The 25,934-nt window shown below is 44.1% G+C and carries 20 protein-coding genes; 4 read left to right on the forward strand and 16 right to left on the reverse strand.

Going from position 1 to position 25,934, the window contains the following annotated elements; translation table 11 throughout:
- Positions 1-170: 170 nt before the first annotated feature.
- A complete protein-coding gene (locus tag R8G66_33275) occupies positions 171-4,367 on the forward strand; it encodes a T9SS type A sorting domain-containing protein (GenBank protein MDW3197297.1) in 4,197 nt (1,398 codons plus the stop codon).
- A 299-nt stretch (positions 4,368-4,666) separates the two neighbouring features.
- Complete coding sequence (gene ftsY, locus R8G66_33280) at positions 4,667-5,620, forward strand: signal recognition particle-docking protein FtsY (GenBank protein ID MDW3197298.1); 954 nt, start codon at positions 4,667-4,669, stop codon at positions 5,618-5,620.
- Positions 5,621-5,740: 120 nt separating this feature from the next.
- Here the strand turns inward: ftsY and R8G66_33285 are convergent, their stop codons facing one another.
- Together R8G66_33285 and R8G66_33290 are read right to left on the reverse strand one after the other, a co-directional pair.
- Positions 5,741-6,817: a DUF697 domain-containing protein gene (locus tag R8G66_33285; GenBank protein MDW3197299.1), complete on the reverse strand. Its 1,077-nt coding sequence runs from the start codon at positions 6,815-6,817 to the stop codon at positions 5,741-5,743.
- Positions 6,810-7,439, reverse strand: a complete 630-nt coding sequence (locus R8G66_33290; GenBank protein ID MDW3197300.1) for a DUF6134 family protein — start codon at positions 7,437-7,439, stop codon at positions 6,810-6,812. The genes R8G66_33285 and R8G66_33290 overlap by 8 nt, the downstream gene beginning before the upstream one ends.
- A 133-nt stretch (positions 7,440-7,572) precedes the next feature.
- Between R8G66_33290 and R8G66_33295 the strand changes: the two genes are divergently transcribed.
- On the forward strand, positions 7,573-8,787 hold the full coding sequence (locus R8G66_33295; protein ID MDW3197301.1) for an alpha/beta fold hydrolase: 1,215 nt from the start codon (positions 7,573-7,575) through the stop codon (positions 8,785-8,787).
- A 167-nt stretch (positions 8,788-8,954) separates the two neighbouring features.
- On the opposite strand, the gene R8G66_33300 is transcribed toward R8G66_33295, so the two are convergent.
- The 8 genes from R8G66_33300 to R8G66_33335 all read right to left on the reverse strand — a co-directional run bounded on the left by R8G66_33300 (position 8,955) and on the right by R8G66_33335 (position 19,042).
- The gene (locus R8G66_33300; GenBank protein MDW3197302.1) at positions 8,955-9,392 is read right to left on the reverse strand and encodes a hypothetical protein; all 438 of its coding nucleotides are present in this window, start codon (positions 9,390-9,392) and stop codon (positions 8,955-8,957) included.
- Between the two features lie 136 nt (positions 9,393-9,528).
- Positions 9,529-11,175 carry an AMP-binding protein gene (locus tag R8G66_33305; GenBank protein ID MDW3197303.1) on the reverse strand — a complete coding sequence of 549 codons (1,647 nt, stop codon included), beginning with the start codon at positions 11,173-11,175 and terminating at the stop codon, positions 9,529-9,531.
- A gap of 184 nt (positions 11,176-11,359) precedes the next feature.
- Complete coding sequence (locus R8G66_33310) at positions 11,360-12,259, reverse strand: hypothetical protein (protein MDW3197304.1); 900 nt, start codon at positions 12,257-12,259, stop codon at positions 11,360-11,362.
- 260 nt (positions 12,260-12,519) lie between these two features.
- Positions 12,520-14,547, reverse strand: coding sequence for a glycoside hydrolase family 65 protein (locus R8G66_33315; protein MDW3197305.1), 2,028 nt, complete (start codon positions 14,545-14,547; stop codon positions 12,520-12,522).
- A 171-nt stretch (positions 14,548-14,718) separates the two neighbouring features.
- Positions 14,719-16,038 carry an N-acetylmuramoyl-L-alanine amidase gene (locus R8G66_33320; protein MDW3197306.1) on the reverse strand — a complete coding sequence of 440 codons (1,320 nt, stop codon included), beginning with the start codon at positions 16,036-16,038 and terminating at the stop codon, positions 14,719-14,721.
- 91 nt (positions 16,039-16,129) lie between these two features.
- Positions 16,130-17,272, reverse strand: coding sequence for a cysteine desulfurase family protein (locus tag R8G66_33325; GenBank protein ID MDW3197307.1), 1,143 nt, complete (start codon positions 17,270-17,272; stop codon positions 16,130-16,132).
- 19 nt (positions 17,273-17,291) lie between these two features.
- Positions 17,292-18,674, reverse strand: coding sequence for a phosphoglucosamine mutase (glmM, locus tag R8G66_33330; protein ID MDW3197308.1), 1,383 nt, complete (start codon positions 18,672-18,674; stop codon positions 17,292-17,294).
- Positions 18,675-18,811: 137 nt separating this feature from the next.
- Positions 18,812-19,042, reverse strand: a complete 231-nt coding sequence (locus R8G66_33335) for a hypothetical protein (GenBank protein MDW3197309.1) — start codon at positions 19,040-19,042, stop codon at positions 18,812-18,814.
- An 83-nt stretch (positions 19,043-19,125) separates the two neighbouring features.
- Here R8G66_33335 and mazG point away from each other — a divergent pair, with 83 nt between their 5' ends.
- Positions 19,126-19,941, forward strand: coding sequence for a nucleoside triphosphate pyrophosphohydrolase (gene mazG / locus R8G66_33340; GenBank protein ID MDW3197310.1), 816 nt, complete (start codon positions 19,126-19,128; stop codon positions 19,939-19,941).
- 365 nt (positions 19,942-20,306) lie between these two features.
- Here the strand turns inward: mazG and R8G66_33345 are convergent, their stop codons facing one another.
- The 6 genes from R8G66_33345 to R8G66_33370 all read right to left on the reverse strand — a co-directional run bounded on the left by R8G66_33345 (position 20,307) and on the right by R8G66_33370 (position 25,902).
- Positions 20,307-20,933 carry a thioredoxin family protein gene (locus tag R8G66_33345; GenBank protein MDW3197311.1) on the reverse strand — a complete coding sequence of 209 codons (627 nt, stop codon included), beginning with the start codon at positions 20,931-20,933 and terminating at the stop codon, positions 20,307-20,309.
- Positions 20,934-20,948: 15 nt separating this feature from the next.
- The gene (locus R8G66_33350) at positions 20,949-21,413 is read right to left on the reverse strand and encodes a TlpA disulfide reductase family protein (protein ID MDW3197312.1); all 465 of its coding nucleotides are present in this window, start codon (positions 21,411-21,413) and stop codon (positions 20,949-20,951) included.
- 407 nt (positions 21,414-21,820) lie between these two features.
- Positions 21,821-23,578, reverse strand: a complete 1,758-nt coding sequence (locus R8G66_33355) for a chloride channel protein (GenBank protein ID MDW3197313.1) — start codon at positions 23,576-23,578, stop codon at positions 21,821-21,823.
- Positions 23,579-23,712: 134 nt separating this feature from the next.
- The gene (locus tag R8G66_33360; GenBank protein MDW3197314.1) at positions 23,713-24,330 is read right to left on the reverse strand and encodes a LysE family transporter; all 618 of its coding nucleotides are present in this window, start codon (positions 24,328-24,330) and stop codon (positions 23,713-23,715) included.
- Positions 24,327-25,385, reverse strand: coding sequence for a hypothetical protein (locus R8G66_33365; protein MDW3197315.1), 1,059 nt, complete (start codon positions 25,383-25,385; stop codon positions 24,327-24,329). Before R8G66_33365 ends, R8G66_33360 begins: the two co-directional genes overlap by 4 nt.
- A 7-nt stretch (positions 25,386-25,392) precedes the next feature.
- Positions 25,393-25,902, reverse strand: a complete 510-nt coding sequence (locus R8G66_33370; GenBank protein MDW3197316.1) for a DinB family protein — start codon at positions 25,900-25,902, stop codon at positions 25,393-25,395.
- Between the last annotated feature and the right edge of the window lie 32 nt (positions 25,903-25,934).

Here is a 25,934-nt window from a genome sequence, read left to right on the forward strand (position 1 = left end):
TATGTCAGTTTCGTTACAAAACGGTTATTAAGGAGAGGAATAGACTAACAATAGCAAATTTCAATCCAAAACAGTTAATTATAAAATGGGTATTTTTTTATGCATATTTTTTTGATGAACGGAAGTTTTCCCTAGTATTACGGTTACTCAAATTCAACCTTTTTTATAACATGGAACATTTTAACTTTCCGCGAAAAGCGTGGAGACGTATGTCTTTTGCGTTGGTCGCAACTTTAACCTTATCCGTGTTGTTCCTGAATCCTTTCCAAGAGGACAGAGGTTTGACGCTCGAGGAGCAGAGAACCAAATATCAGGGATCAACCGTAGAGGAAATCAATTCACTTCCTAAATACGACCGACCAGATCTGGCTGTCATGCAAAATTTTGACATGACAAGAGATCCAAGTACCAATGAAGTGCCGGTAGAACGAGCACTTCAGGCGTTTAAGGAAGTGAAGAAAAATTTCCAGGCACAAGCTCTTCCCGGTGTAACCTGGACAGAAAGAGGTCCTGACAATGTCGGTGGACGTACCCGAGCGATCATGTTTGATCCCAATGATGGTACGAGCCGAAAAGTCTGGGCTGGTGGTGTTGGTGGTGGGCTATGGTCCAACAATGATATTACTTCTGCTTCTTCAGTTTGGCAAAATGTCGATGATTTCTGGGCCAATATTGCCGTTACAACGATTGCTTATGATCCAACGAACACCAATACTTTCTACGTAGGTACGGGTGAAGGATTCTTCAACGCAGATGCGATCAGAGGTGCAGGTATCTGGAAATCTACGAATGGTGGATCAAGCTGGACACAGCTTTCCAGTACGACTGGTTCTGATTTCCACTATGTACAGAAAGTGGTGGTAACCCCTTCAGGAACTGTGATTGCCGCAACCCAAGAAGGTCTTTTCAGATCTACTAACGATGGAGCCAGCTGGAGCCAGCTTTTTACAGGACGTTATGCGGATATTGAAGTAGCTTCAAATGGTGATGTATGGGCTTCCGAAGGTATTTTCACTACAGGTGTAGTTAGAAAATCGACCAATGACGGGGTAAGCTGGTCTACAGTAACTCCTGCTTCTGGTGGAGAGCGTATCGAATTGGCGATTGCGCCTTCAGATCCCAATACGGTTTATGCTGTAGCGTCTAACAATACAGCCATTGCGTGGATGTACCGAACTACCAATGGTGGTAGCAGCTGGTCAGCTATCACTGTACCTCAATACACTGAGCAAAGCTGTACGCTTTCTGGATCCAATGATTTTGCGCGTGGACAAGCATGGTATGATCTGATCATGTCTGTAAGCCCAACCAATCCTAACGTTGCTTTAGTAGGTGGTATCGACATTTACAAAACCACCAATGGTGGTAGCAGCTGGGGGCTGGTTTCTTACTGGACTGGCGCTTGTGATACTTATGTTCATGCGGATCAGCACGCAATGATGTGGAGTCCTACTGATACCGATGCAGCAATCTTCGGTAATGATGGAGGTGTATTCTACTCTTCCAATGTAGGAAGCGCTTCTAATCCTAGCTTCGTTGCAAGAAACAATGGCTACAACGTAACGCAGTTCTACGGTGGAGACCAAAGAGCGGAATCTGGCAGCAACATCATGTTGGCAGGTGCGCAGGATAATGGTTCTCACCGATACAGCACAGCGGGTATCAACTCTACTACTGAGGTGACTGGTGGTGACGGTGCTTACTGTCATATAGACCAAGCCAACGGTAATTATCAGTTCACTGCTTATGTGTACAACAGTTATTATCGATCTACTAATAATGGTAGCTCATTCTCAACCATCTTGTCTAACCAGACTTACGGACGATTCATTAACCCTACCGAGTATGATGACAATGCCAAAGTACTTTACTCCGCTGCAAACGCCGATCAGTACATCTATCTAGATAATTTAACGGGTAGTGCTGCTGGTATCGGAGCATTCTTGAATTCTGTAAGCTTGGGTGGAAGAACGGCTTCTGCGTTTAAAGCTTCGCCTTATACCGCGAACAGAGTATTCATGGCAACAGGTACAAACCGTGGTGCAGGTGGATCGGCTGTTTACAGAATTGATAATGCCCACACCAACTCACCAACGGTAACTCAAATCAGTACTTCTGCTATTCCTAGCAATGGTTATATCTCTAGCATCGATTTAGGAACAAGTGAAAACCAGATCCTGATCACGTATGCTAACTATGGATTGACTTCTGTTTGGGAAACCAGAAATGGAGGTTCTACCTGGACCAACAGAGAAGGTAACTTACCAGATGTACCGGTACGATGGGGTATTTACAACCCTAATAATACCAATGAAGTATTGCTAGCGACAGAAGTTGGCGTTTGGTCTACAGATAATGTGAATGTTTCTTCTCCTGATTGGGGAGCAACTAACGTAGGATTGGCCAATGTACGATGCGACATGTTACAGTACAGAGCGAGTGATGGTCAGGTCATGGTGATCACGCATGGGCGAGGTTCTTACACAGGATTCCCTTTCAGTGGTGCTGCACCTGATACAGAAGCGCCTACCACTCCAACAAATCTGGCTTCATCTAATGTTACTGAAACAGGATTTGACATCAGTTGGACTGCATCTACTGATAACATCGGTGTGACTGGTTACAATGTTTACCTGAATGGCGCATTCAGCGGAAGCACCGCTTCTACAAGCTTCAGCTTCTCAGGACTTTCTGCTTCTACTAGCTACAATGTGGCGGTTGAAGCAACCGATGCTGCTGGAAATGTTTCAGGACAATTGACTGGAAGTGTAACTACTGCTGCTCCTGGAGCGATTAGCTGTACTTCTACGGTTGCTTCTTTCCCTTACGGAGAAGGATTTGAAAGTGGAGATGGCTGGACACAGCTTGGTGGAGATGATGGTAACTGGTACCGAACTTCTACCAATACACCTTCAAGTGGAACTGGACCAACTTCTGCTGCGGAAGGATCTTTCTATCTTTTCCTTGAAGCTTCTACCAATGGTTCTGCTGGACAGATTGGTAATAATGCTACGGCTATTTTGGAAAGCCCTTGTTTCGATCTTTCTGGCGAAACTTCTGCAAGTTTTGATTTCCAATATCATATGTGGGGTACTGCAGTAGGTACGTTGACTGTTTCAGCTACTACTGATGATTCCAACTATACGACGCTATTTACTCAAACTGGAGATCAAGGGAATCAGTGGAATAGTGCAAACATTGATTTGGCAAGCTATGTTGGAGGAACAGTGAAACTGAGAATTACCGGAACTACCGGAAACGGATGGTCTAGTGATATCGCTATTGATGACCTTGGCGTTTCCGCTGGTGGCGGCGGTGGTGATACACAAGCACCTACCGATCCTACGAACCTGACATCTTCCAATGTTGCACAAACTAGCTTCGATCTTAGCTGGACGGCTTCTTCGGATAATGTTGGCGTAACCGGATACAATGTATTTATCAACGGATCTAACATCGGAACCGTAACCGGTACTGCTGCTTCCATTACTGGATTGGTGGCAAATACGACTTACAGTGCTGGTGTTCAGGCTTACGATGCTGCAGGAAATGTTTCTGGTACTACTTCGATCAATGTGACGACTGCTAGTGCTGGTGGATGTACTCCTGCTACTGTGAATTCTGAAGGATTCGAAGGTGGCTGGGGCATCTGGAACGATGGTGGGTCCGATGCTAGAAGAAGCATCAACGATCAGGCTTATGCTACCACAGGGTCTTACTGTATTCGATTGAGAGACAATACGTCTACTTCTACAATGACTACCGATAACATTGATCTTTCAACGTTTGATGACTTGACGGTTGATTTCGGATACTACCCACGAAGTATGGAAACCAATGAGGATTTCTGGTTGCAGATTTCTACCAACGGTGGATCTACATATACTACTGTCGAAACCTGGGCTGCTGGGGCTGAATTTGTGAATAACAACTTCTACACCGAGTCCGTGACCATTGCTGGTCCTTTCACAACCAACACAAGAGTGAGATTCCGTTGTGACGCTTCTGGCAATAGCGACTATGTCTACATTGATGATGTGGTGATTTCTGGTTGTAATGCAGCTGGTACCACGATCGTTCACAATGGTAGCAATGAAGCAACTGGTTTCAATGTTCCTGTGGAGGATGAAGTGGATGGGTTCGAACTGGAAGATGTAGTAGTATATCCTAACCCTGTTCAGAGCATCCTTAACATCAAGAATCTGCCGGAAGCTGCGGCCGTTCGATTGATGGACGTATCAGGAAGAGTATTGATCAAGGATACCGCAGAAGTTGACCTGGATGTAAGCCGCTTGGCTCCAGGAATGTACTTCTTGCGAGTGATCAATGGCGATGAGAGCCGTACGATCAAGATCAAGAAACAATAATTAAGAATTAAAATCAACCTGGAAAAGGGTATCCATATGGGTGCCCTTTTTTTATGTCTTGGTGTTGGTAATTATGGCGGCAATTCTAGTTGTCTTCGTTTATTGTAGTTGTGATTCCCCCTTTAAAGGGGGTGGTCGCAGACCGGGGGATTTTCAAAATCTTGATTCGACGCGTAGAAATCTTAAAATCACCGAATCTTGTCCCAAATTCACCAAAAAAGGAACCCTAAATCCTATCGCAAACGTTAGTTTAAAAATTAGGTAATTTTGCCAGCGATTCTAATAACCTGCCAATTGCTATGAGCTTTTTAGGAATGTTCTCGAAAGAGAAAAAAGCCTCTTTGGATAAAGGACTCGAGAAGTCCAAAAGTTCTTTTTTGACCAAACTCAGCAAAGCAGTTGTTGGTAAGTCGCGAGTGGATGATGAGGTATTGGATGAATTGGAAGAAATCCTCATTACCTCCGATGTAGGGGTGGAAACCACCGTTAAAATCATCGATAGGATAGAGGCTCGGGTGGCGAAAGATAAATACCTGAATACGGGCGAACTCAACAAAATTCTTCGGGAAGAAATAGCGTCTTTGCTATCTGAAAACAACACCGAGGACCTTCAGGATTTTGATGTACCTAAAGTACAGGGGCCATATGTGATCATGGTGGTGGGTGTGAATGGTGTAGGTAAAACGACCACCATCGGAAAACTGGCGGCTCAGATGAAAGCCATAGGTAAAACCGTGGTACTAGGTGCAGCAGATACTTTCCGTGCCGCAGCCGTAGATCAGCTAATCATGTGGGGCGAGCGTGTGGGTGTTAAAGTGGTTTCCAAAGGCATGAATACCGACCCTGCATCAGTAGCTTTCGAAACGGTCAAACAAGGTGTAGAAGATAATGCGGATGTTATCATCATCGATACCGCAGGACGTTTGCACACCAAAGTAAACCTGATGAATGAGCTCACCAAGATCAAAAAGGTGGTAGAAAAAGTAACCAACGAACCTCCGAACGATGTGTTGCTTGTTTTAGATGGAAGCACGGGGCAAAATGCCTTTATTCAGGCCAAGGAATTTACCAAAGCGACGGACGTGACAGCACTGGCGATCACCAAACTGGATGGAACCGCCAAAGGAGGAGTCGTAATAGGTATTTCCGATCAATTCAAGATCCCTGTCAAATACATCGGAGTTGGAGAGCAAGTCAATGACTTGCAAGTCTTCAACAAGATGGAGTTCGTAGACTCTTTCTTTAAGCAGTAATAACCATCGTGCCGGTCGAAGCGCTAGTTCGCACACATTTGCAATGTGTGCGAAGGATTATTGACATTTGTAATGCCTGGAAGCGGCTTAGAATCTCGCTAATACTTTTGCAGTAAAATACTATTCTCTTCGAGCTTCCTCCTCGTACTGAGCCTGACTTGTTGACGGACTGACCTGTTCAGCTTCCGCTTGTTTTTCTCCCTTTTTCTTAAATAGATTCACCTTTTTAGATACATCCACTACGGTATCTTTCACCTTTCCGCCAGTTTTTACTACGCCATCCCAGCTGTTTTTCAGTGTTTCAATACCGGCCTTTTTGGTTGCATCAATGATGGTACTTATAATCGTGCCCGAAGACTCTACGGCGATTTTTCGCAGCAATTTCGAAGCTTCCTTCAACGTGCTGGAACGGATCTCGCGTTTTGTTGATACAGTTAATTGATTGCAATACTTTTTAGAAAGAATTCCCACACGCAGGGACAAAAAAGCATTCGTTGTGCCTTCCATCAATGAATCGAGAATGATGGTGGTTGTCGGCCCTAATACTGGAACGCTTCTACTGCCTACATTTTTGGCAATGGAGGTAACGATAGGTTCCAGGTGCTCAGCCAAATCAATGTCCTCAATTTGACCTGCCAAAAAAGCTGTAGTTCCGACATTTCCGTATAAGTAAAGCAACTCCTTAGCTGAAGGTCTTTGATAGTAGACATGAGCCACTTTCCAAACTAGTCTCATCTGACTTAGAAATACCGTCAAGGCATCCAGCTTGCCATTTTGAGAAATGGCAGTAGCCAGGAAAATGGTTTTTGAGGTGCTTTTAATCAATCGATCGGCTTCTTCATCTAATAGCTTAATGACTTCTGGGAGCTTATCGACATGCGAAGGAATAGCGTTTCTCCCGAGTAGAAATTGATTTTTTTGAAGCCGCTTGAGTAGTTTTTTTTTATAGGTAATAAGTTCTTGTTCATTCTCAGGCCGTTTCATCGGCTTGGGTAGCTTCATGAAGACCACAAAAGGACTTGCAATCAAAATTAGACTGATCACTGATAGTAAGCCCAGTACGACTTTTCCGAAGATGGGATTTAGTTCGGAGGCCATTAAATAAATTCCTGAAACCTGATTGATCAGGAACAACAGGAAAACAAAACTGAGTAATAGGACTACAGGAAGGGCGAGTTTTTTCAGGGTACTAATCATTGTTCTGAAATTGGGATGCATTCTTTTTCACGGCAGCCAGGCTTTCAGGTTTCAATTTGAAATAGATCGTCGCAAAATCACGCTCAACTTTCACATCTGTACAGATGCCATTCAGATAAGTGTAGTGGTTGTCTCCTTCCGAGGAAGTGTACTTGTATTCGTGTTCGCCAGTCTTTTCAAAAGTGAAGTACGTACCGTAATACTGAGAAAATACCTTTTGACCGTCTTTGGGTTCCTGGGTATAGATCTGAGATACTGTGTAAGTGATTTCCTGATCATCAATCGGTTCTGGGGTGCCATTGATCCACAAATGATATTTATCAGGTGTTTTTTCAATGTGTGCTTCGTTTTCCTTGAAGCCGATCATCTTATTGGCCACGGAGCCTGTCTGCAAAATTCCGTTTTTGAAAGTTTCTGTATTCTCGAAAATCACTTTCAATGAGACAAGAACTCTGAACTCCATGTTGCTTCTCACATCATAAATTCGTTCATCATTGTGTTTTTTGATCACAATGTCCATTCCTCCAATGACTTTCTCTTTGCGTACCGCATCATAATGCAAACTCTGGCAAGTGGCAGTTTGCAGACAAAAGGCAAAAACTATCAAAGAGAGGAAGCGCATGTTTTTAATATGATCCGTATAACTTGTTGAAAAAAGGATTGGCACACTTTAGCTAATCCAATTTACATGTAAAGTCGGTAATAAATCAAGATGGTTTCCCAATTGATCGACCATCTGCAGAAATTTATAGATAATGAAATCGAAAAAAATCACCTTTAGGAGCGAAGAAGGCCATCAACTTTCCGGTAGACTGGATTTTCCAGTACTGGGCCATCCCAAAGCGTATGCCATTTTCGCCCATTGTTTTACCTGTTCGAAAAACTTACTGGCGGTAGATCACCTCAGCAGAGCATTAACTCAGGAAGGGATCGCCGTGCTTCGATTTGATTTCACTGGTCTTGGGCAAAGTGGAGGAGATTTTGCTGATTCCAATTTCTCATCGAATCTGAGTGATCTGACTTGCGCTTATGAGTATTTGGAAAAAGAATATAGCGCTCCGCAAATCCTGATTGGACATTCGCTGGGGGGAGCTGCAGTGCTACACTTGGGAGGTCAGTTGGAGAAAGTCCGCGCGATTGTCACGGTAGGGGCTCCTTCTAATCCCATTCACGTGAAACATCTACTGGCGAAAGGAGAGGAAGAAATCGTTGAAAAAGGAGAAGCACAGGTCAATATTGGCGGACGACCTTTCAATATCAAAAAACAGTTTTTGGATGATTTGCACGCCAACGATTCTCATGACCCTATTCGAAAATTAGGCAAGGCACTCCTGATCATGCATTCGCCCCAGGACACGATTGTGGGATTGGAGAATGCGACGGAGATCTACACCAAAGCCGAACACCCGAAGAGTTTTGTGACCCTTGATGGAGCAGATCATTTGCTTTCTGATGAGAAAGATGCACGTTATGTAGGTACGGTGGCGGCCAATTGGGCGACACGATACATTGTGCCCGATCATGAAGAAGAGTTAGCTCCGGAGGGGGAAGTTTGGGCGCGATTGGGCGATGATGGTTATACTACTGAGATCATGGCAGGAACTCACAAAATGCTGGCAGACGAACCTCAGAGTGTAGGCGGCAAGGATTTGGGACCCTCACCTTACGGATATTTGCTTGCTGCTTTAGGAACTTGTACCACGATGACCTTAAAGATGTATGCCAATTATAAAGGCATAAGTTTGGATGAAGTGGAGGTAAGATTGACCCATGATAAGGTCCATTTGGAAGATGGAGAGGCCAGTGAGCAGCCGGGAGGAAAGATTGATCAGATCAAAAGGATGATCAAACTGGAAGGTGATCTGACACACGAGCAACGAAAGCGATTGATTGAAATTGCCGATCGTTGCCCGGTGCACAAAACCCTGGAAGGCAAGCCGCTGATACTTACAGAGGCTTTTGAGGATTAATTAGATCGTCGGGCCGGACGCCCGGCGAGGGTTTTTTTCGACTTAAAATCCGGAAGGAGCCGAAAAAAGTCCGGGCGTCCGGCAAGGATACCTCTTCGACGATCAGATTAGTTGTTTTGGAAACGAAGGAGATTGATAAGGCCTTGCAGTTTAGACATTAGCCTCAATTAGGAACAAGCCCGACGATTCAAGTACATCTGATACCCTAATCGATCAAAGGAATCTTCCAGTGAGTAGCCGGATCGGATGTTGTATTGAACAAAGCTGACCAGCTCATTGATGCGTTGTGTACTTTTCTCGAAGACACTCATCAGTGCTTTGAGGATTTTCTCTTTCTTTTGAGATAAGCCACTTTGCCCCATCATTTGAGACGTGAGATCGTAGATCACTTGATATTGAAAGAAGCGATCACTCGTGATATCAGCGTTCAGACGCAAGCGTTTTTCATCAAGCTCCTTGTTCGGAGAAACGTGGAGATAATCCAGTTCTGAGTTGAGGAGTGTTAATTCTTCCTGACTGATTTTGCCATTTGAGAAAGCAATTTTGACCAGATTTCTAATGCTTCTGATCTCTTTGGAAAAGTTCGTTTTGAGTAAATTGATCATCGCTAAAAATATAAATGGTTCAATTATTTATACGAATAGTACCAAAAAAGTAACCGATACGACCTTTGAATATTTTAGAAGGAGGTGATACATTTTTTTTGACTGGAATAGTCAGCCACGCATATTGAAGAAGTGCTTATTCATGAACGCACCTTTCTTCTCGCTGGTACCAGTTTAAATACTTGTCCTGATGAAGAGCCTCTACTTTGGGTCTGCGTATTTTCAAAGAAGGGGTCATCAGACCATTTTCAATCGTCCATGCTTCTTTCATGATCACGGCTTTGGCCACCTTTTCATGCGCCATTAGAGAAGGGTTGATCTCATCGACGGTTGACATGATCGAGGTTTCCAAATCACTTTTTGATTTACCCAACCCAGCTTCTGATGGGACGATCAGGGCAATAGGTTGAGCAAGACCTACACCCACAACACAGATTTGTTCGATATCGGTGTTTTTGTAGTAGTGCAATTCTATTTGTGCAGGGATCACATACTTGCCCTTATCCGTCTTGAATTGATCCTTTACACGGCCTGTAATCGTCAGGTATCCATCGTCATCGAATTCCCCTATGTCGCCTGTTCTCATGAATCCATCTTCGGTGAACATTTCAGCGGTTTTTTCAGGATTCTTGTAGTAGCCAACCATGAGGCATCCATTGCTGATTTGCACTTCACCTTCTTCTGATATCCGACTATCAACACCTGGGAACGGTCGACCGACTGTACCAAATTTATTGGACCCTACTACATTGAAATGTGAAAGGATACTATCTTCCGTCATGCCGTATCCTTGAAGGATATTGATCCCAATCTTATCGAACCATTCCAACATGCTGACGGCACTCGGAGCGGCCCCAATGTAGCACTGCTGGGCATTATCCAATCCCATTTTTTGCCGGATTTTTTTCTTGATGATGTTCCCAAGTAGGGGCAATGAAATAAGTCGGTCCAGTTTTTTCTGAGGAAATTTCTCAAGGACTTTTTCCTGGAACTTCTGATAAATTCGAGGGACACCACCGAAATAGTCGGGATTCACCGAGGCAAGGTCTTCACCGAAAGTATCCAGTGATTCAGCAAAACTCACACAGCCTCCACTGTAAATGGAGCCCATTTCACCCCCGATCCGTTCGGCGATATGGGAGAGGGGCAGGTAGGAAAAGTATTTCTTATTGTATGTCTGTTTCAAGGCGGGGAAAGCGATCGATGAAACGCGATTGAATGACTTGACCAGATGCATCACTCCTTTGGGGTCACCCGTAGTTCCAGAGGTATACATGATGGTGATCAATGCCTCTGGATCCAATTCATGTGGAGTAAAATCCGGGTAATCTGCTTTTTGAAGTTCCTCCCAGCTGTGTTGTTCATCAATTCCATAAAGATTGATGCCGACTCGGATAAGCTCCTCGGGGACTCCTGCTTTTTGCTGCGAGTAGTCATCAAGTTTGCCAATAATCACTGCTTTGGATTCACTATGAATAAGAATGCTGTTAATTGTCTCTTTGTCCAGGGTAGGGTACAAAGGAATAGAGACAAAACCGCCCATCATGATGGCCAGGTCTGCCATGAACCAATGCGCACAATTCTTGGATATGATGGCTACATGATCTCCCTTTTTCAGTCCTTGCAGTTGAAGTGCTGCAGCGATTTTGCATGCCTGATCAAAGACCTCTTGACGGGTATATTCTATAATTTTCCGATTGACGGGCTGTCGTAAGAAAATGAAATTGGGGTCTTTTTCAAGCCAATAGTTAAGGGCTTCCAGTGGAGTCTTAAAATCGTTCACGATGGGTTAGTCAGGTTATGAATATCATCCTACTTTGCTCGTAATAAACGAAGTGTCACATTGAGGCTATCGAAATGTGTTTTTGAGCTGATTTCAACGTGGCTCAATCTGCCGACTGATTTTTACTTATTTTATTGACAAAGTAGTATCTCTAAATATAGCGGATTTGGCTTAAAGTGGACCGCTACTCCTTCCTGAGAGTAGCCTTTTCCAGATCGACCGTACAATAGACGTATTGCGGATCATCAGAGTTCTCGAAATGTTCGATTTCATATTTAGTAACAGTCTCTGAGATCTGTTCCTCGTTGAATGTATAAATATCCCGGTAGCAATCTTCGAAAATGACAAATGAGGATTTTACCAACTCGTACTTTTCATTGAAAATCAGGCCAACTTTTCCTTTGTTTTCTGCGGCGCCACACCTTCCCATGTAATTGAGGTTAGCTTGAAAATAGCAGTCCAGAATAACATTTCTGCCATTATTGGCACTGGCTTCCACTTCAATGGATGCCCAATCCGGAAAACCGAGATAACTCAGATCGAAATATTCCCCATTAGGGTGTCTCAAATAGTTTCGGGTATCCGCTACTCGGTATTCATCCGCAAACAACTCGATCTTAAGGTTTTTGTCGTTGCTCTGCCAGGTGCCCAAAATCTTATCCCCATCATAATCCATTGTAAACCGTTCCATCATGTTTTTTATCAATGCCATATTATCGACCACTGAACTCACACGATTATCCAGGAGCATGGTGTCTCCATTCGCTACATATTCAAAGTTTTGGATGCCTTTTAATACCTCCGGGTCTTCGGATACCACAAGATGGACACCCGGACCGATCAAGCCAGCCAGTGGTATTGAGGTGCCTACTTTATTGTAGAAGTACCATCCAGCCACGGATTGGACATAACCACTGTTAACCGAACGTTTCACCACTTTCAGGTACATGGTGATCGGGTAATTATCGTCAATAATGCCCTCAAAGATCCGGTCTTTGGTGGTCACCGATAAGACCTCACTTTTTTGGGCATTGGCTTGTAAACCAATAAAGAGTATAAGTCCAATCAGCAATTTATTTCTCATGACTTGGCGGTTTACGTTATCATAACGTGTTCCCGTTCAATTTAGTGAATCGTGGGAGAAGATCATTTTCCTGATTGATATCAATAAGGTTCCTGTTGATAAGCATAGCCATCAACTTAAGCCAAAAAAGGAAAGTCGTCATTCCGAGCGCGAATGCCGGAATCTCAAGCTCATTGAGTGTATCCGACGTTGAGATTCCTAAACTAGTCAGGAATGACGCTTAAGTTGACGGCTACTTTTTAAGTAGTGTGATTTTACTATTACTTCTCCACTACCATACCATCCACTCCAAGTCCAGTGATTTTCAAAGATTTCCATTTTTTAGGAAGCTTAGTGTCCAGTGTTTTAATACCATCATCAGTGATGTCCAGTCCACCAATGCCAAACAGGACTGCCTGCAGCATACCTCCAGCACCGGTAGCGAAATAAGGATTGGTGCCGCCTGCTGTTTCAGCAATGACTTTGAAAGGAGGCAGCTCATTCGGTTGATAGCTTTTGGTAAACATCTCCAGGGCCTTCTGATGATTCCCCAGACGCGCATAAAGCACGGAAAGGATCGCACCACCCATCGCCGGGCCTGTGGGTGATAGCCTTGGTTCATAATACTTGAGGTCTTTTCGGATGTCTTCTTCTTCGGTTATTACTTTCAATGGGTAAGCCAACAAGTTTACGTCCCCTTGCTTGATTTCAACCCCATTGTAAGTTGCATTTTCACGGGTGGTGCCGTCAGGAAATTTCAAGATAGGTATGTTGGCGGCTACATGTCTCCAGTCTGGATCGGGAGTATGTCCTAATGTTTCAGCTGCTAATGAAGCGTATTCCATCACTGTTTTCACCATGCCATTGGTAAAAGCATTATTATCGATGTTTTCTTCCCACTCGTTGGCACCGATCACATTGTTGATCTCATAGCGACCTTCCCCATTTCGCTCAACTCGACTGGACCAGAATTTGGCCACTTCTTTCAGAACCGGATAACCTCGTGTTGCGAGCCATTCCTTGTCTTTAGTGACCTGATAGTACTTCCAAAATGCCCACCCTACTGTTGCCGTGATGTGCTGCTGAAAAGGTCCGGTCAGTGCCCATACCGGTGTGTCTTCTGAGCCATCTTCTGCGGATTCCCAGGGAAACATCGCCCCGTCATAGCCGTGGGCAAACGCATTTTGTTTTGCCGCATCCAGTCGCTCAAATCGATATTCTAATATCGATTTCGCCATTTCAGGTTGTAAAACAAGGATCGGAGGATACATCCAAAGTTCAGTATCCCAGAAAACATGACCATTGTATCCAAGGCCGGATAATCCCATCGGAGATAGGCTATATGCCGTACCCTTGCGGGCAAATGAATAAAGGTGATAAAGTGCAGACCTAACAGCTTTTTGAGCGTTTAGATCTCCTTCGATTTGAATATCACTTTCCCACAGTTTGTCCCATGCTCGAATGTGAGCGCTTGTCAATCGTTCAATGCCTTCCAGCTTCGCAAATATGGTCAATCGTTCTGCCTCATTGTGTGGATCCTGGTTATGCACGGTGGAAATGGTGGAACCGACCAAAGCGAACCGGTAAGTTTCTCCCGCCTTAAGTTTCCTTCTAAATTTCATCAAGTGCATGTTGAAGTCCCAGTCCTCATGGATGATTTTGGGTTCTTCTCCATGTTTCTCCGGGAAAATGAAAGAAGTAGAAGCTGCTAGCTTTTTACCTCCCGGGCTAAAGGCGACTGAACTCATCAGCGGAAGCAGCACATGAGGTCGATCAATTTCGCTGTAGAGATTACGTACGTCTGATAGATGATTGGGCGTTCTGATTTGATTGACAGGAACGATTTCAATGTCCTTATTTGCGGTGATTTCCACCACGCTCATGGCGGTAAATGGCAGGTTGCGCAGCGACATCAATTCATGCTTTACCGAAGCTTCATCCCGCACATCAAATGTCGTAATCAACTTCGCTTGTTTCATGTCCACCGTCTGCGCATATCCGGAGATTTGGCTCCGTTCAATGCCCCGATCATTGATGATCAGGTCCATGTTCATATGACTGAAGGTTTTCAGGATATTGCTGACCCGGCCACGTTGGTAGTAGTCGTAAACACCATTCAAGATAACCTCCTCAACTTGCAGGGGATTAGGTGAGGAGACCAGACCTACCATCCCATTGGCGACGGTTACGCCATAATAGTTATTCGGGTCGATATCATCTGCGACAATATGCCAGGGAGATTGCGTGAGATCTTGAGCAAATGCCTGTAGAGAAAAGAAGATAAGGGTGAGTTGAAGAACTACTTTCATGATATTCTGGGTTTGTTGCACAGTGAATCTATTGAATCTTCACGAACAATTTTGGATGTCTACAGCACAAAACGTTTTGCAAACCATTGCAACGTAATTGATGTTTTAAAAAGTAGGATTAAGAGAGGGAATCAAGTGATTATTTAGGAATTCCTGAAGCCAATCAAGGTCCTATCGAACGACAAGTTTGTTTGCAAGTGTCTCGTTAGTTGTTTCGATGACAAGGGTATAGAATCCCGGTATTGCCGGGGCCTGATATTGGGCATTTTCTTCTGGTTGATATTGAGCAACCAATCGACCCGAAAGTGCATATAGATAGATGGTCTCAATTTCTCCCGTGTAATCAATTTGAAACTGTGTCCCAGTTACTAAAGGGTTAGGATATACAATAGGCTCAGGGAGTTCGCCCACGACCTGAATGGAATTTTCAACGACGAGACTATCGGTCTGATTGCCCAACTGTCCATATAACCTGACAGTGAAAAGTCCTGGGGAATTGTAAGTCACTTCTGGCGCGTCCGTTTCGCTAAATACAGGGCTCCCACCCTCAAATTCCCAACGGTAAGACCCATATCCAACACTCGTGTTTTCAAAAGAAATGGTTTCACCTGTGTTGATGTTCCTTTGATCGACAGCATAATTCAATACCAATGTTTCGTTGCAATGCTGAAGTGATTCCAGGACTTCCGTTCTGATCTCCGGTAATAGTGAGTAAACATTTCTGCCAGGGCATAAAGTAGCACATCCGTCCCTATGGCCGGAAATAGCTCGTAAATTTTCACCACGATGATCAGAAGAGCTGAGCGGATGAATACCCAAATCTGATAAGCTGAAGCTCAGCAAATTGACCAGTCTGTCACGGGTCTCGTGTGTCAGTTGGGCTGTTTCGTAATTGCCTAGCAAAGCCACACCAAAAGTGCCCGTGTTTTTGGCGCAAAAATGAGCCCCACGAACTTCAAATTCTGAGCGACTATCACCTGGGTCTCTTCCTTCGTAAAGCGTACCATCTTGCGCAATCACAAAGTTGTAGCCAATATCATCCCATCCGTTCACCTCAGTGTGTAGCAAGTATATGTCACGAACTACCTGCGTGTAGTTTGTATTGCTATTTGACCCAGCGGTATGATGAACAATATGATGCGTTACCGTGTGAAAGCTGGGTGAAGCAACTGGCGCAGGAAGTCCTGCACGCCATTCCGATTGTGGGATGGCTTCAACACTTGTACAATGAGTTTCGCTTTTTGATCCCTGGATCAAATGAGGTGGGGTGCCACTGTGAATGGTGTACAGATCTATTTTTCCTTGTGTCTCAGGGATGGAAATGACCGTTGTGGGTTCAGGTAAAGAAAGAAAATAAGTGGGTCTGGGAGCATGAACATCCAGTTCCAACTGATATTTAGATTCATTGATCAGTAGCGTTCGAGTTGGAGTAGAAGCTTCTTCATCGACGATGGCCACTGCCGTGATGAGATCCACAGATTTTAAGGCCACCTGACCCGAATTCGGATGGATGGTGTGCTTTTGAACGAACTGTGCGTTAGAAAAATACGATAAACTGAAACAGCAGGTGAATAGCAGGCATTTAAACGCCCACGCCGACGATTTCTGCCAATTTTTCCACAGCAAAGTCCACTTCCTCATTCGTTGTATACTTACTAAATGAAAATCTGACTGCCCCCCTGGAATGATCTCTTTTTAACTCGGCCAATACATGTGAACCAATATTGGAACCACTGGAACAAGCACTTCCCCCTGAAGCGGAGACGCCATTGATGTCCAGATTAAAAAGTAACATGTCATTGTCCTCGGAGGGAGGCAGACATACATTCAATACGGTATAAAGGCTATTTTGGATGTCACCAGAGGTGCCATTGAAGTGAATATCTTCAATTTGTTCCCGCAATTTGTGGATCATGCGGCTTTTCAGTCCTTCAATATGCTGACGATGGTCCAGTTGATGTTGATAGGAGATCTCCAAAGCCTTGGCCAGACCAATGATCCCTGATACATTTTCAGTTCCTCCACGCATGTTGCGTTCCTGGGCTCCTCCGTGAATGAAAGGAGTGATTTTTTTATCGTGTCGCACGTGCAAAAAGCCAACGCCTTTTGGTCCATGCAATTTATGTGCGGAACCAACAATGAAATGTGCTTTTAACTGCTGCAGATCGTGCCTGAAATGACCAACCGTCTGTACGGTATCACTGTGAAAGATCGCATCATACTCCTCACACATTTCTCCTACACGGTCAATATCAGTTACATTACCAATTTCGTTATTGGCATGCATCAGAGAGACCATTACGTTGCCGCGATGTGCTTTCAGCAGTTCCTCCAGATGATCGTATTTGACCTGTCCGTCATTTTCCAATTCCACGAAATGGAGTTTGACTTTTCCAGTTTTTTCTAGTTCTTCTGCGGTGTGAAGCACGGCATGATGCTCGATTTTGGAAGTGATCAGATGCTCAATTCCTTTACATGCTATGGTGCATTTGAGTGCGGTGTTGTCTGCCTCCGTTCCTCCGGAAGTAAAGAAAATCTCGGAAGGTGATGTATTGAGAATGTCCGCTACTTTTTTCCGTGATCGCTCCAGTGCCGAACGCACTTCTCGACCATGACTATGAATAGATGAAGGATTGCCATACTTGTTGAGTAAGTATGGCTTCATTTCTTCAAATACAGCTTCGTCAACGGGGGTGGTAGCTGCATTATCAAAGTAAGCTCTCATATCACAATGGTTAATTCGTTCAACTCGACATAAACTCCTTTATGTCGGTGATAATCTTATTTGCCAGGTGCTCCGCAGTTGCCGAACTCTCAGACTCAGCAAAAATACGAATAATTGGCTCAGTATTAGACTTTCTCAATTGTACCCATTCGCGATCAAACTCGATCTTGATCCCATCGATATCATTGATCGGTTGATTTTTGTACTTTTCTTTCAAAGCAAGTAAAATCTTATCCGTATCGATCTCAGGACTTAGCTCCAGCTTGTTTTTGGAAATATGGTAATTGGGATAAGTAGATCGCAACATCAAGGCACTTTTACCATAATGTGCCAAATGTGAAAGGAACAAGGCGATACCCGCCAGGGCATCACGACCATAATGAAGATCAGGAACGATCACACCCCCATTACCTTCTCCGCCGATGACGGCATTGGTCTCCTTCATTTTCTCAACAACATTTACCTCGCCTACCGCAGCAGCAGCGTATTGACCACCATGCTTTTCGGTGACATCACGTAGCGCACGCGTACTGGAAAGGTTGGAAACTGTATTTCCGAGTTTCTTACCCAATACATAATCACTCACGGCTACCAGTGTGTACTCTTCACCAAAACTTTGGCCATCCTCGCACATTAACACCAGTCGATCTACATCAGGGTCCACAACGATACCCAAGTCATACTGGCCTGCTTCGAGTTCCTGGCTGATTTGAGTCAAATTCTCTGGTAGTGGCTCGGGATTGTGTGGAAACTGTCCATTGGGTTCACAGAACATTTCTTTGACTTCCACACCTAGTTTTTGCAACAGTTTCGGCACCGCGATCCCTCCGGTACTGTTCACAGCATCTACAACCACCTTGAACTTGCGGTCTTTGATCGCATCTACATCTACTAGTTCATGGGCCAGTACTGCTTCGATATGTTGATCGATATAAGTATCGTCCGTTTGATAAGTCCCGAATTTTCTGGGTTCTACAAAATCAAGGTCTCCAGATTCGGCAATTTCAAGCACTTTTTTCCCATCAGCTCCTGAAATGAACTCGCCTTTTTCATTCAATAATTTAAGCGCATTCCATCCAGCCGGATTGTGACTGGCGGTGATTATGATCCCGGCATGTGCTTTCTCCATGATCACGGCCATTTCTACAGTGGGTGTAGTTGATAGTCCCAGGTCGAGCACATTGATCCCCATAGACATAAGGGTATTACTGATCAGGTTTGAGATCGCCGAGCCTGAAGGTCGGGCGTCGCGGCCAATGACCAAAGAAGGATTCGCTTCCTTTTCTTTCACCCACATACCAAACGCAGCAGCGAACTTCACAACATCTAGTGGTGAAAGGGTTTCTCCTGGTTTGCCACCGATGGTTCCACGAATGCCTGAGATTGATTTTATTAATGTCAAAACGGTCTAATTTTTAGCGGTGCGCAAAGATAGAAGGATTTACATGTAAGCAAAGCCCTTCTTAGAATCCTTAAACGGACCTTTACGCAGAGGTCAATAATTGATGGGATTAACCCTAATAATTGGGAAGAAAAGGATCAGTCAAATTTGGCCAACACCTTGTTGACTTCAGATTCGGGATTAGCACAAGCATCTCCTGCTTTCACTGTTTTGCCGCAAAAACCACATTGGGCGCCTTCCTTATTGAGAAAAGGCGATTGTGAAGCGCATGTCCCTTTGAACTCACCATTTTTTACGAAGAGCAGGCGAACGGACATCAATATAAAAAAGGCCGCAACAAATCCAATTCCGAGTAATACAGTTGTCATAATGTGACGTGATTTAAGGCAAAATTAACCATTATTGTACAAGTACATAGTTAACCAATAATCATACTGAAAAGATTCACGTCATGTCCAAAAGTTTAGCCAAGCCTGACCCTAATCGTGCCAAAAAACTGGAAGCCTTCGATCGGTTGTTGACCATCATGGATGAGCTGCGTGAAAACTGTCCGTGGGACAAGAAACAAACCATGGAATCTCTGCGACACCTGACCATCGAAGAGACCTATGAGTTGTCCGAGGCGATCATCGAAGCAGACAATGAAGAGGTGAAAAAAGAATTGGGTGACATCATGTTGCATATGGTTTTCTATAGTCGGATCGGGTCTGAACAAGGTGATTTTGACGTGGCGGATGTACTGAATGAAGTGTGTGATAAACTGATCCGCAGACACCCACATATATATGGAGATGTAAGTGCAGAGGATGAGGATCAAGTCAAAGCCAATTGGGAAAAGATCAAATTGCAGGAAAAAGGAAATCAATCCGTGTTAGGGGGTGTCCCAAAACACTTACCTGCATTAGTCAAGGCGATGCGCATTCAGGAGAAGGCTCGGGGAGTAGGATTTGATTGGGATGATAAAAGCCAGGTTTGGGAAAAAGTAGAAGAAGAAATGGGCGAGTTCAAAGCAGAGTTCGACGTGGCCGATGAAGCGGAAATAGATCAGGAAAAGGCCCAGGGAGAATTTGGAGACTTGTTATTCTCCTTAGTTAATTATTCCAGATTCATTGATATTAATCCTGAAGAGGCCTTGGAACGCACCAACAAGAAGTTCATCAAGCGATTTAAGTACCTGGAAGCCGAATCCAGGAAGGATGGCAAAGAATTATCTGATATGACCCTCCAAGAGATGGATGTGTATTGGGAAAGGGCGAAGAAGCAGTAGGTGTAAGAATAATCATCATGTCGACCTTACTGTAAGGAAAACTGGTCCGTTCGGCTTATATCCCTGAGAAATGAGATGAGTATCTAAGTACTTCGTTGCTATAAAGTTAAGATTCGTCTACGCGGACCCGGTCTGGCCCGACCAGGTTACTGCGAAGAATTGAATCGGCCAAAGCGGCAGTCTATTCTGCATTTTTGTTCCGAGACCTTATTTTAGATTGCCGCTTCGACGGTCCGATCACCAACTCGCAATGACGACCCATTATCCTTAACTTTAAATCATTGTCGCGCTCCCGATTAGGGGATATCTTTAAAACAAAAAAAGCTCCATGAGGGAGCTTTTCTGAAATCAATAAAATTGTTCTCTTAGGATTCTTTCCATTTGATGGTGCAGCCAATTGCTCTTGCACCTGTTACTGTAGGCTTGTTGCCAGCAAGTAAGGCGTCCACTGCATCCTCAACGTAAGTTTTTTCTACATCAGAAGCATCCCTGGGACTGTCATCGATTGCTCCGATGAATTCAATTTTGTATTTTCCAGTAGCCTCTTCGTTCAATACGTAGACATGAGGCGTCTTGGTGGCGCCATATGCCGAAGCTACTGTTTGAGAATCATCTCTCAGGTAAGGAAAAGAATAGCCTTTGTCCTTCGCCCTTTTCTTCATTTCGCCCATGCTGTCACCAGGTTGCTGATCAATGTCATTGGGATTGATGGCAATCACAGGAAATCCCTGGCTCGCATACTTCTGATCCAATTCCATGATGCGCTGCTCATACATTTTAGCATATGGACAAGTGTTGCAAGTGAAAACAACGATGAAACCTTTGTTGTCTTTGTAATCCGCAAGAGAAACCGTTTTACCATCGATATTCTCCAATTCGAAATCCTGAGCGTAATCACCTACCCCCATTCCGAATTTATCAGCTGAGGCATTGATGAAGAGGATGGCAACTACGGTTACCAAACCTGTGATCATAAGAAAATTCCGTTTCATATTGTCTTTCATGTTTTAATCCATGAATTGGTTAATAGCTTCTTCCAATTCTTCTCCGGTAAAAGGCTTTTCATAAAAGTGCCGTTTCCCCGATGAAGTCACAAAAAGCGTTGCAGGAATTGCGCCAGACCAATTATTATCTACTTTACCCATGTAGCTGTCGTAATCTTTTTCATTCAACAACATCACCTGGGATTGCAAATTCTTTTTTGCCACAAATTTTTTCACTTTGGATTCGTCCTGAATAAAATCCAGACTGACCAAAATAACCTCAACATTTTCATTGGTATTCACTTGCTCGAAATGAGGCAGTTCCTTGATGCAAGGACCGCACCAGGTTGCCCAGAAATTGATGACTCTGAGCTTATCGGAATTACTCGCTATAGCTTGCTCTAACTGATCGTATTTGACGATTTTGACGTCTTGAGCGGTTGCAAGGGTGAAAGTGCAAAGGCACAAAAGGGCAAATACGCTTTTCATGAATATGATAATACGTTTGAAAGACGCCCAAGGTTTTGTATAAAAACAGAAATTTTAAGATTTTTTCAAAATTGCACTTTCGGAAGGTGTGTGTTTGGAAAACTGACTCTGATGTTAATTTACGGTTAACACATTTGGATATTACCGAGATTGGAGTGTGTATTTATTGAAAAATCGCATCGATTGTATGGTTTCAGAAATTATTGAAAGCAGCATTTTCAATATCTGATGGCTTGATTGGCAGTTTTCCACAAAAATTCAAATTATCAACATTGCTTGATGTGAATTGATTTAAAATGCTGTAAATCAAATAGGTATGCTTATTGTAAGCAATGTAGATTTCTGTGGAAAACTAAAATCTTTACTGAAACAGTCAGAAATTTTAGCTTGTTTTATATTCGTCGGTTTTATTCTTGGTTTTGACGCCTAAGCTTATTCCGATAGGCGTTGAAAATTCGACTTTTTGAGACAAACCCTACATATTTCCCATCATCAATCACAGGTAAATTCCAGGCTTGTGTTAACTGAAATTTATTCATCACTGATTGCATTTTTTCACGCGAAGAAACGGAACCGGGTGGTTTTTGCATGATCGCCTGGACCGAAATACTGTCTCTTTTTTCAGGATCAAACATGATATCTCGGATGTCGTCCAGTGTTACAATGCCGTGAAGCACATTTTCTTCGTCCAATACTGGAAAAATGTTTCGCTTACTCTTTCGCACTAACGCCACCAAATCTCCCAGCTTCTTTTCCGGATGGATAGCCAGGAGGTCTGTTTCTATGATCTTTTTCATATCGATCAGGCTGAGTACGATCTGATCTTTGTCATAAGGAATCAAATCGCCTTTTTCGATGAGGTGCTTGGTGTAGAAAGAGTGCTCTTCGAAATAGGAGATGGTAGTAAATGCCAGGGCAGAGACCAACATCAGTGGTACGAATAGCATATAACCCCCCGTGATTTCAGCGATCAGGAAGATAGCTGTGAGCGGAGCGTGTAGCACGCCACTCATAACCCCGCACATGCCTACCAGTGTGAAGTTGCTTAAGCTCACATTCGCCCCAGGTATGAGAATGTTGTACACGGAAGCAATAAGGAAGCCAGTGACCCCACCCATGAACAATGATGGGGCAAAAATTCCGCCGCTACCTCCGGCGCCAATGGTCAGCGCGCTGGCTACGGGTTTGATCAACACGACCAGTAACAGAAAGGCGATCAGGAAATATTGGTTATCATCGATTGGGTCCAGAAACCCGCCTTCGAATAGCATGATCTCATCGTGTGAGAGCAATTGTTTGATGGTGTCATATCCTTCACCGTAGATGGGTGGGAAGATCAATAGAATAAGAGCCAGTGCCAGACCGCCTACCAAAACGCGTCTAAATGAATTACGGATGTTTTGAATCGCATCTTCTACCCGGAACATGACACGGGTGAAATAAAGTGAAGCCAAACCGCACACCATTCCTAACCCAAAATAATAGGGAGTATCCTTGGCCGAAAATCCATCTACAATACGGAAGGAGAATAAAATATCTTCTCCCAGCAGGATAATGGTCACCAACTGGCCCGCTACAGAAGCGATCAGGATAGGGATGAATTTGGAGATGGTGACTTCTGTTAGAATTACCTCGACGGCAAAAATAACCCCTGCTATTGGGGAGTTGAATATGGCAGAGACCGCACCGGCTGAGCCACAACCAATGAGTAAAGTTCTTCTTTTATAGTTAAGGTGTACCAGTCGGGCCAGGTTGGATCCAATGGCGGATCCTGTTACCACAATGGGAGCTTCCAAACCGACCGAACCTCCAAAACCTACGGTAAGTGCACTGGTGATCATCCGAGAATACATGCGAGTGCGGCGGATGATGCTGGAATTCTTAGAAATGGCATACAGAATCTGGGTGATACCGTGCCCTAAACTTTCCTTGAATAAGAATTTTGAAATCGCAACCGTAAGGAAAATGCCAATGATTGGGTAGGCGATATAAATAAAGCTACCTCCTGGGAAGTGAATGTTGTTTCGAAGGACTTCTTGTATGAAGTGGACAGAAGTTTTGAGTGTAACGGCAGCGATCCCCGCAACGAGTCCAATAATACCTGCTACAATGAGAATGAAGTTGTTGTCGCTGATGTGTTTGAGGCGCCAAACCAAAAACTTCATCAACAGCCTGCTATATGTGATTTTATTGAACTTGATAGCGGGTAAAATTGTGTGGCAAATGTACCTCTTATGGAATCAAATAGGCAAGCTATCTCCGCGACGTTTACATGCAGTTAGTCAACTATCTTGTGCAACTACTGGATAGCCCACTGATAGAAGTTGTAAATGCCCAGCGTAAGAAATGCCGCTCCGGGCAGGACATGTACTAATAGTCGATTATCTGATATCCGCGTAAACCGGTTGCCAAGTCGGACGGCCAGAAAAAGAACGATCACTGACCCCAGAAAAATCCCAAATAAATATGCCCAGAATCCAGGGCCTGTCAATTTAATCCATTGGTTTTGTTGCAAATATGCGGTGACGGCCAGCCAGAATGGTACGGCCAACGGGTTCAAAAAGCCCAGAATAATGCCTTTCAGAAATCCTGTGCGACCTTTTGCTCCAGTATTGACTTTTATGGAAGAGGACGAGCTTTTAGAAAAGATGGAATACAAACCGAGGGCTGTCAATACCAATCCGGTGATGAGCGTGAAATGATGAGTAAAGGTCAGGTTATTATTCAGGAAGATCTGAAAACGAACTACAAGTAAGGCGTAGAAAAACTCGACTATGCAGGCACCCACCACCAGAAAATAAGCGGCGCGTATTTTGCCCTGGACCCCCATTTGCATCACAGTGATATTAATGGTGCCCGGAGGAATGGATCCGAAAAAACTAACGATAAAGGCGACTACAAAAACCTGTAAGGTCATGTATTGGATTCTTTCTGTTGGTTATACGCGCTAATTTCCCTCATTTTCCTGATTCCGTCAGAAAATTTCCAGTATTGATGCCCCCTTTTTCGATTGGCGGCACTGACTCGCCGGAGCATTTTCAGGTGCCAGAGAATATCTCGATAAGCAGCGAAAATGGAACTGCCAGGATGATAGACATGCCCAGGCTCCGCCCCAGCACCATTGAGTTCCAGAATTTTAAACTGCTTGATCTCTCTCAACGATTCGATGGAATCGCACCTCAGGTCAAACCTGCCGAAATAGAAATCCTTTATTTGACTTGAAATCTGATCAAATGCTGAATGCAAAGCTTCATCAATCCAATGATTGTAATTGAGAAAGGTCGTGCCTCGACAATGATTGCCTATTGCTTCAACCAGGACCTCTTCTCCGTTTTTGGGTATGTCGGTCGCTATTTCCTGTACTTCAGGACTATCAAATTCGACCTGTAGCATTGCACGGACATTTTGTTCCAGCAATTCTTTCACCGAATTTTCACCATCTCCTGATACACTCAAAAATCCTTTTTTCACGATGGAGGTCACCCTTCCCCGTGCTTCACCCGGAACTTTGATATAAAAAACGCCGAGCTCCAAAGGGTAATCAATGAATTCCTGGATCAGGAAATTGACCTGAATGTCTTTGAGGTATTTGCTTAGCTCTTCTTCTGAGTTCAGTTTCGAGACCATCCATCCGCGTTCACCCACATCAGGCTTGGCAATGATTGGAAAGGATAGCTTCGATTGTTGGAGGTAAGTCATAACCTCCTCAGTAGATACATCCGAAGTAAACAACCTGGTTACAGGCATATATTCATCAGGGATCAGGTCAAAGATCTCTGACTTCTTTTCGCCCAGCATTCCACCGAATTCAATGGAAGGGTTGGAAGCGGTGAAGAAAAAAAGCGACCGGCTTCTTAGCGCCAGGAAAGCATAATAGATCTTTACCGGAAAGTAAAAAACGTTGAAGGACCAGAATTCAAAGTTTGTAAAACGAGTCCACCATTGGGCAAACCGACTTACTTTCTTAGACATTTAGCAATCAGGACTGTTGCTTTTGGTATCGAACGGTAGAGCTGGCTACACCAAAGTGCTCGGGTAAAACAATGTGTTCGCCGACCGCACGCACACCGATTTTGATCAGTGCCATGTGATGGATGGCATGTTCAATGTTGTAGGCCAATTCACGATAAAGGCTACTAGGAATGCTCACCAGATCATTGCCCTCTACTTCGTAATTCGCGATCAGGTTCATGGCGTGATCTTCTACTTTGCCAGCCAGGAACTCGTCGATAGACTGAATGACACTGATGGCCAGTTTGCGATCCGTTTCAATGAATTTATCGTGCCGGCGCTCATCGTAGTTGATCTCACCTTTGTTGGCACCATCCATGAGGCAAAGAAAAAATTCTATGGTATGCCTGATGTGCTGACCAACCGAAGATCCGCTTAGTGTGGGTATCGGTTTTTTAAAATCCTCATCAGAAAGCTGGTCCATTACCTCGACTAGCTGAGACAATAAACCACGTGCAGACTGCTGTATGGGCATCATGAATTACGCATTAAACGTGCAAAAATAGCGCT

The sequence above is a fragment of the Cytophagales bacterium genome, assembly GCA_033344775.1.
Classification (GTDB): domain Bacteria; phylum Bacteroidota; class Bacteroidia; order Cytophagales; family Cyclobacteriaceae; genus JAWPMT01.

Bases quoted from the DNA above. Each gene is read 5' to 3' on its own strand.
- R8G66_33370 (MDW3197316.1), bottom strand. From the start codon at position 25,902: ATGATGCCCATACAGCAGTCTGCACGTGGTTTATTGTCTCAGCTAGTC.
- ftsY (MDW3197298.1), top strand. From the start codon at position 4,667: ATGAGCTTTTTAGGAATGTTCTCGAAAGAGAAAAAAGCCTCTTTGGAT.
- R8G66_33315 (MDW3197305.1), bottom strand. From the start codon at position 14,547: ATGAAAGTAGTTCTTCAACTCACCCTTATCTTCTTTTCTCTACAGGCA.
- mazG (MDW3197310.1), top strand. From the start codon at position 19,126: ATGTCCAAAAGTTTAGCCAAGCCTGACCCTAATCGTGCCAAAAAACTG.
- R8G66_33285 (MDW3197299.1), bottom strand. From the start codon at position 6,817: ATGATTAGTACCCTGAAAAAACTCGCCCTTCCTGTAGTCCTATTACTC.
- R8G66_33275 (MDW3197297.1), top strand. From the start codon at position 171: ATGGAACATTTTAACTTTCCGCGAAAAGCGTGGAGACGTATGTCTTTT.
- R8G66_33300 (MDW3197302.1), bottom strand. From the start codon at position 9,392: ATGATCAATTTACTCAAAACGAACTTTTCCAAAGAGATCAGAAGCATT.
- R8G66_33365 (MDW3197315.1), bottom strand. From the start codon at position 25,385: ATGTCTAAGAAAGTAAGTCGGTTTGCCCAATGGTGGACTCGTTTTACA.
- R8G66_33360 (MDW3197314.1), bottom strand. From the start codon at position 24,330: ATGACCTTACAGGTTTTTGTAGTCGCCTTTATCGTTAGTTTTTTCGGA.
- R8G66_33350 (MDW3197312.1), bottom strand. From the start codon at position 21,413: ATGAAAAGCGTATTTGCCCTTTTGTGCCTTTGCACTTTCACCCTTGCA.
- R8G66_33345 (MDW3197311.1), bottom strand. From the start codon at position 20,933: ATGAAACGGAATTTTCTTATGATCACAGGTTTGGTAACCGTAGTTGCC.
- R8G66_33295 (MDW3197301.1), top strand. From the start codon at position 7,573: ATGAAATCGAAAAAAATCACCTTTAGGAGCGAAGAAGGCCATCAACTT.
- R8G66_33290 (MDW3197300.1), bottom strand. From the start codon at position 7,439: ATGCGCTTCCTCTCTTTGATAGTTTTTGCCTTTTGTCTGCAAACTGCC.
- R8G66_33355 (MDW3197313.1), bottom strand. From the start codon at position 23,578: ATGAAGTTTTTGGTTTGGCGCCTCAAACACATCAGCGACAACAACTTC.
- R8G66_33325 (MDW3197307.1), bottom strand. From the start codon at position 17,272: ATGAGAGCTTACTTTGATAATGCAGCTACCACCCCCGTTGACGAAGCT.
- R8G66_33335 (MDW3197309.1), bottom strand. From the start codon at position 19,042: ATGACAACTGTATTACTCGGAATTGGATTTGTTGCGGCCTTTTTTATA.
- R8G66_33310 (MDW3197304.1), bottom strand. From the start codon at position 12,259: ATGAGAAATAAATTGCTGATTGGACTTATACTCTTTATTGGTTTACAA.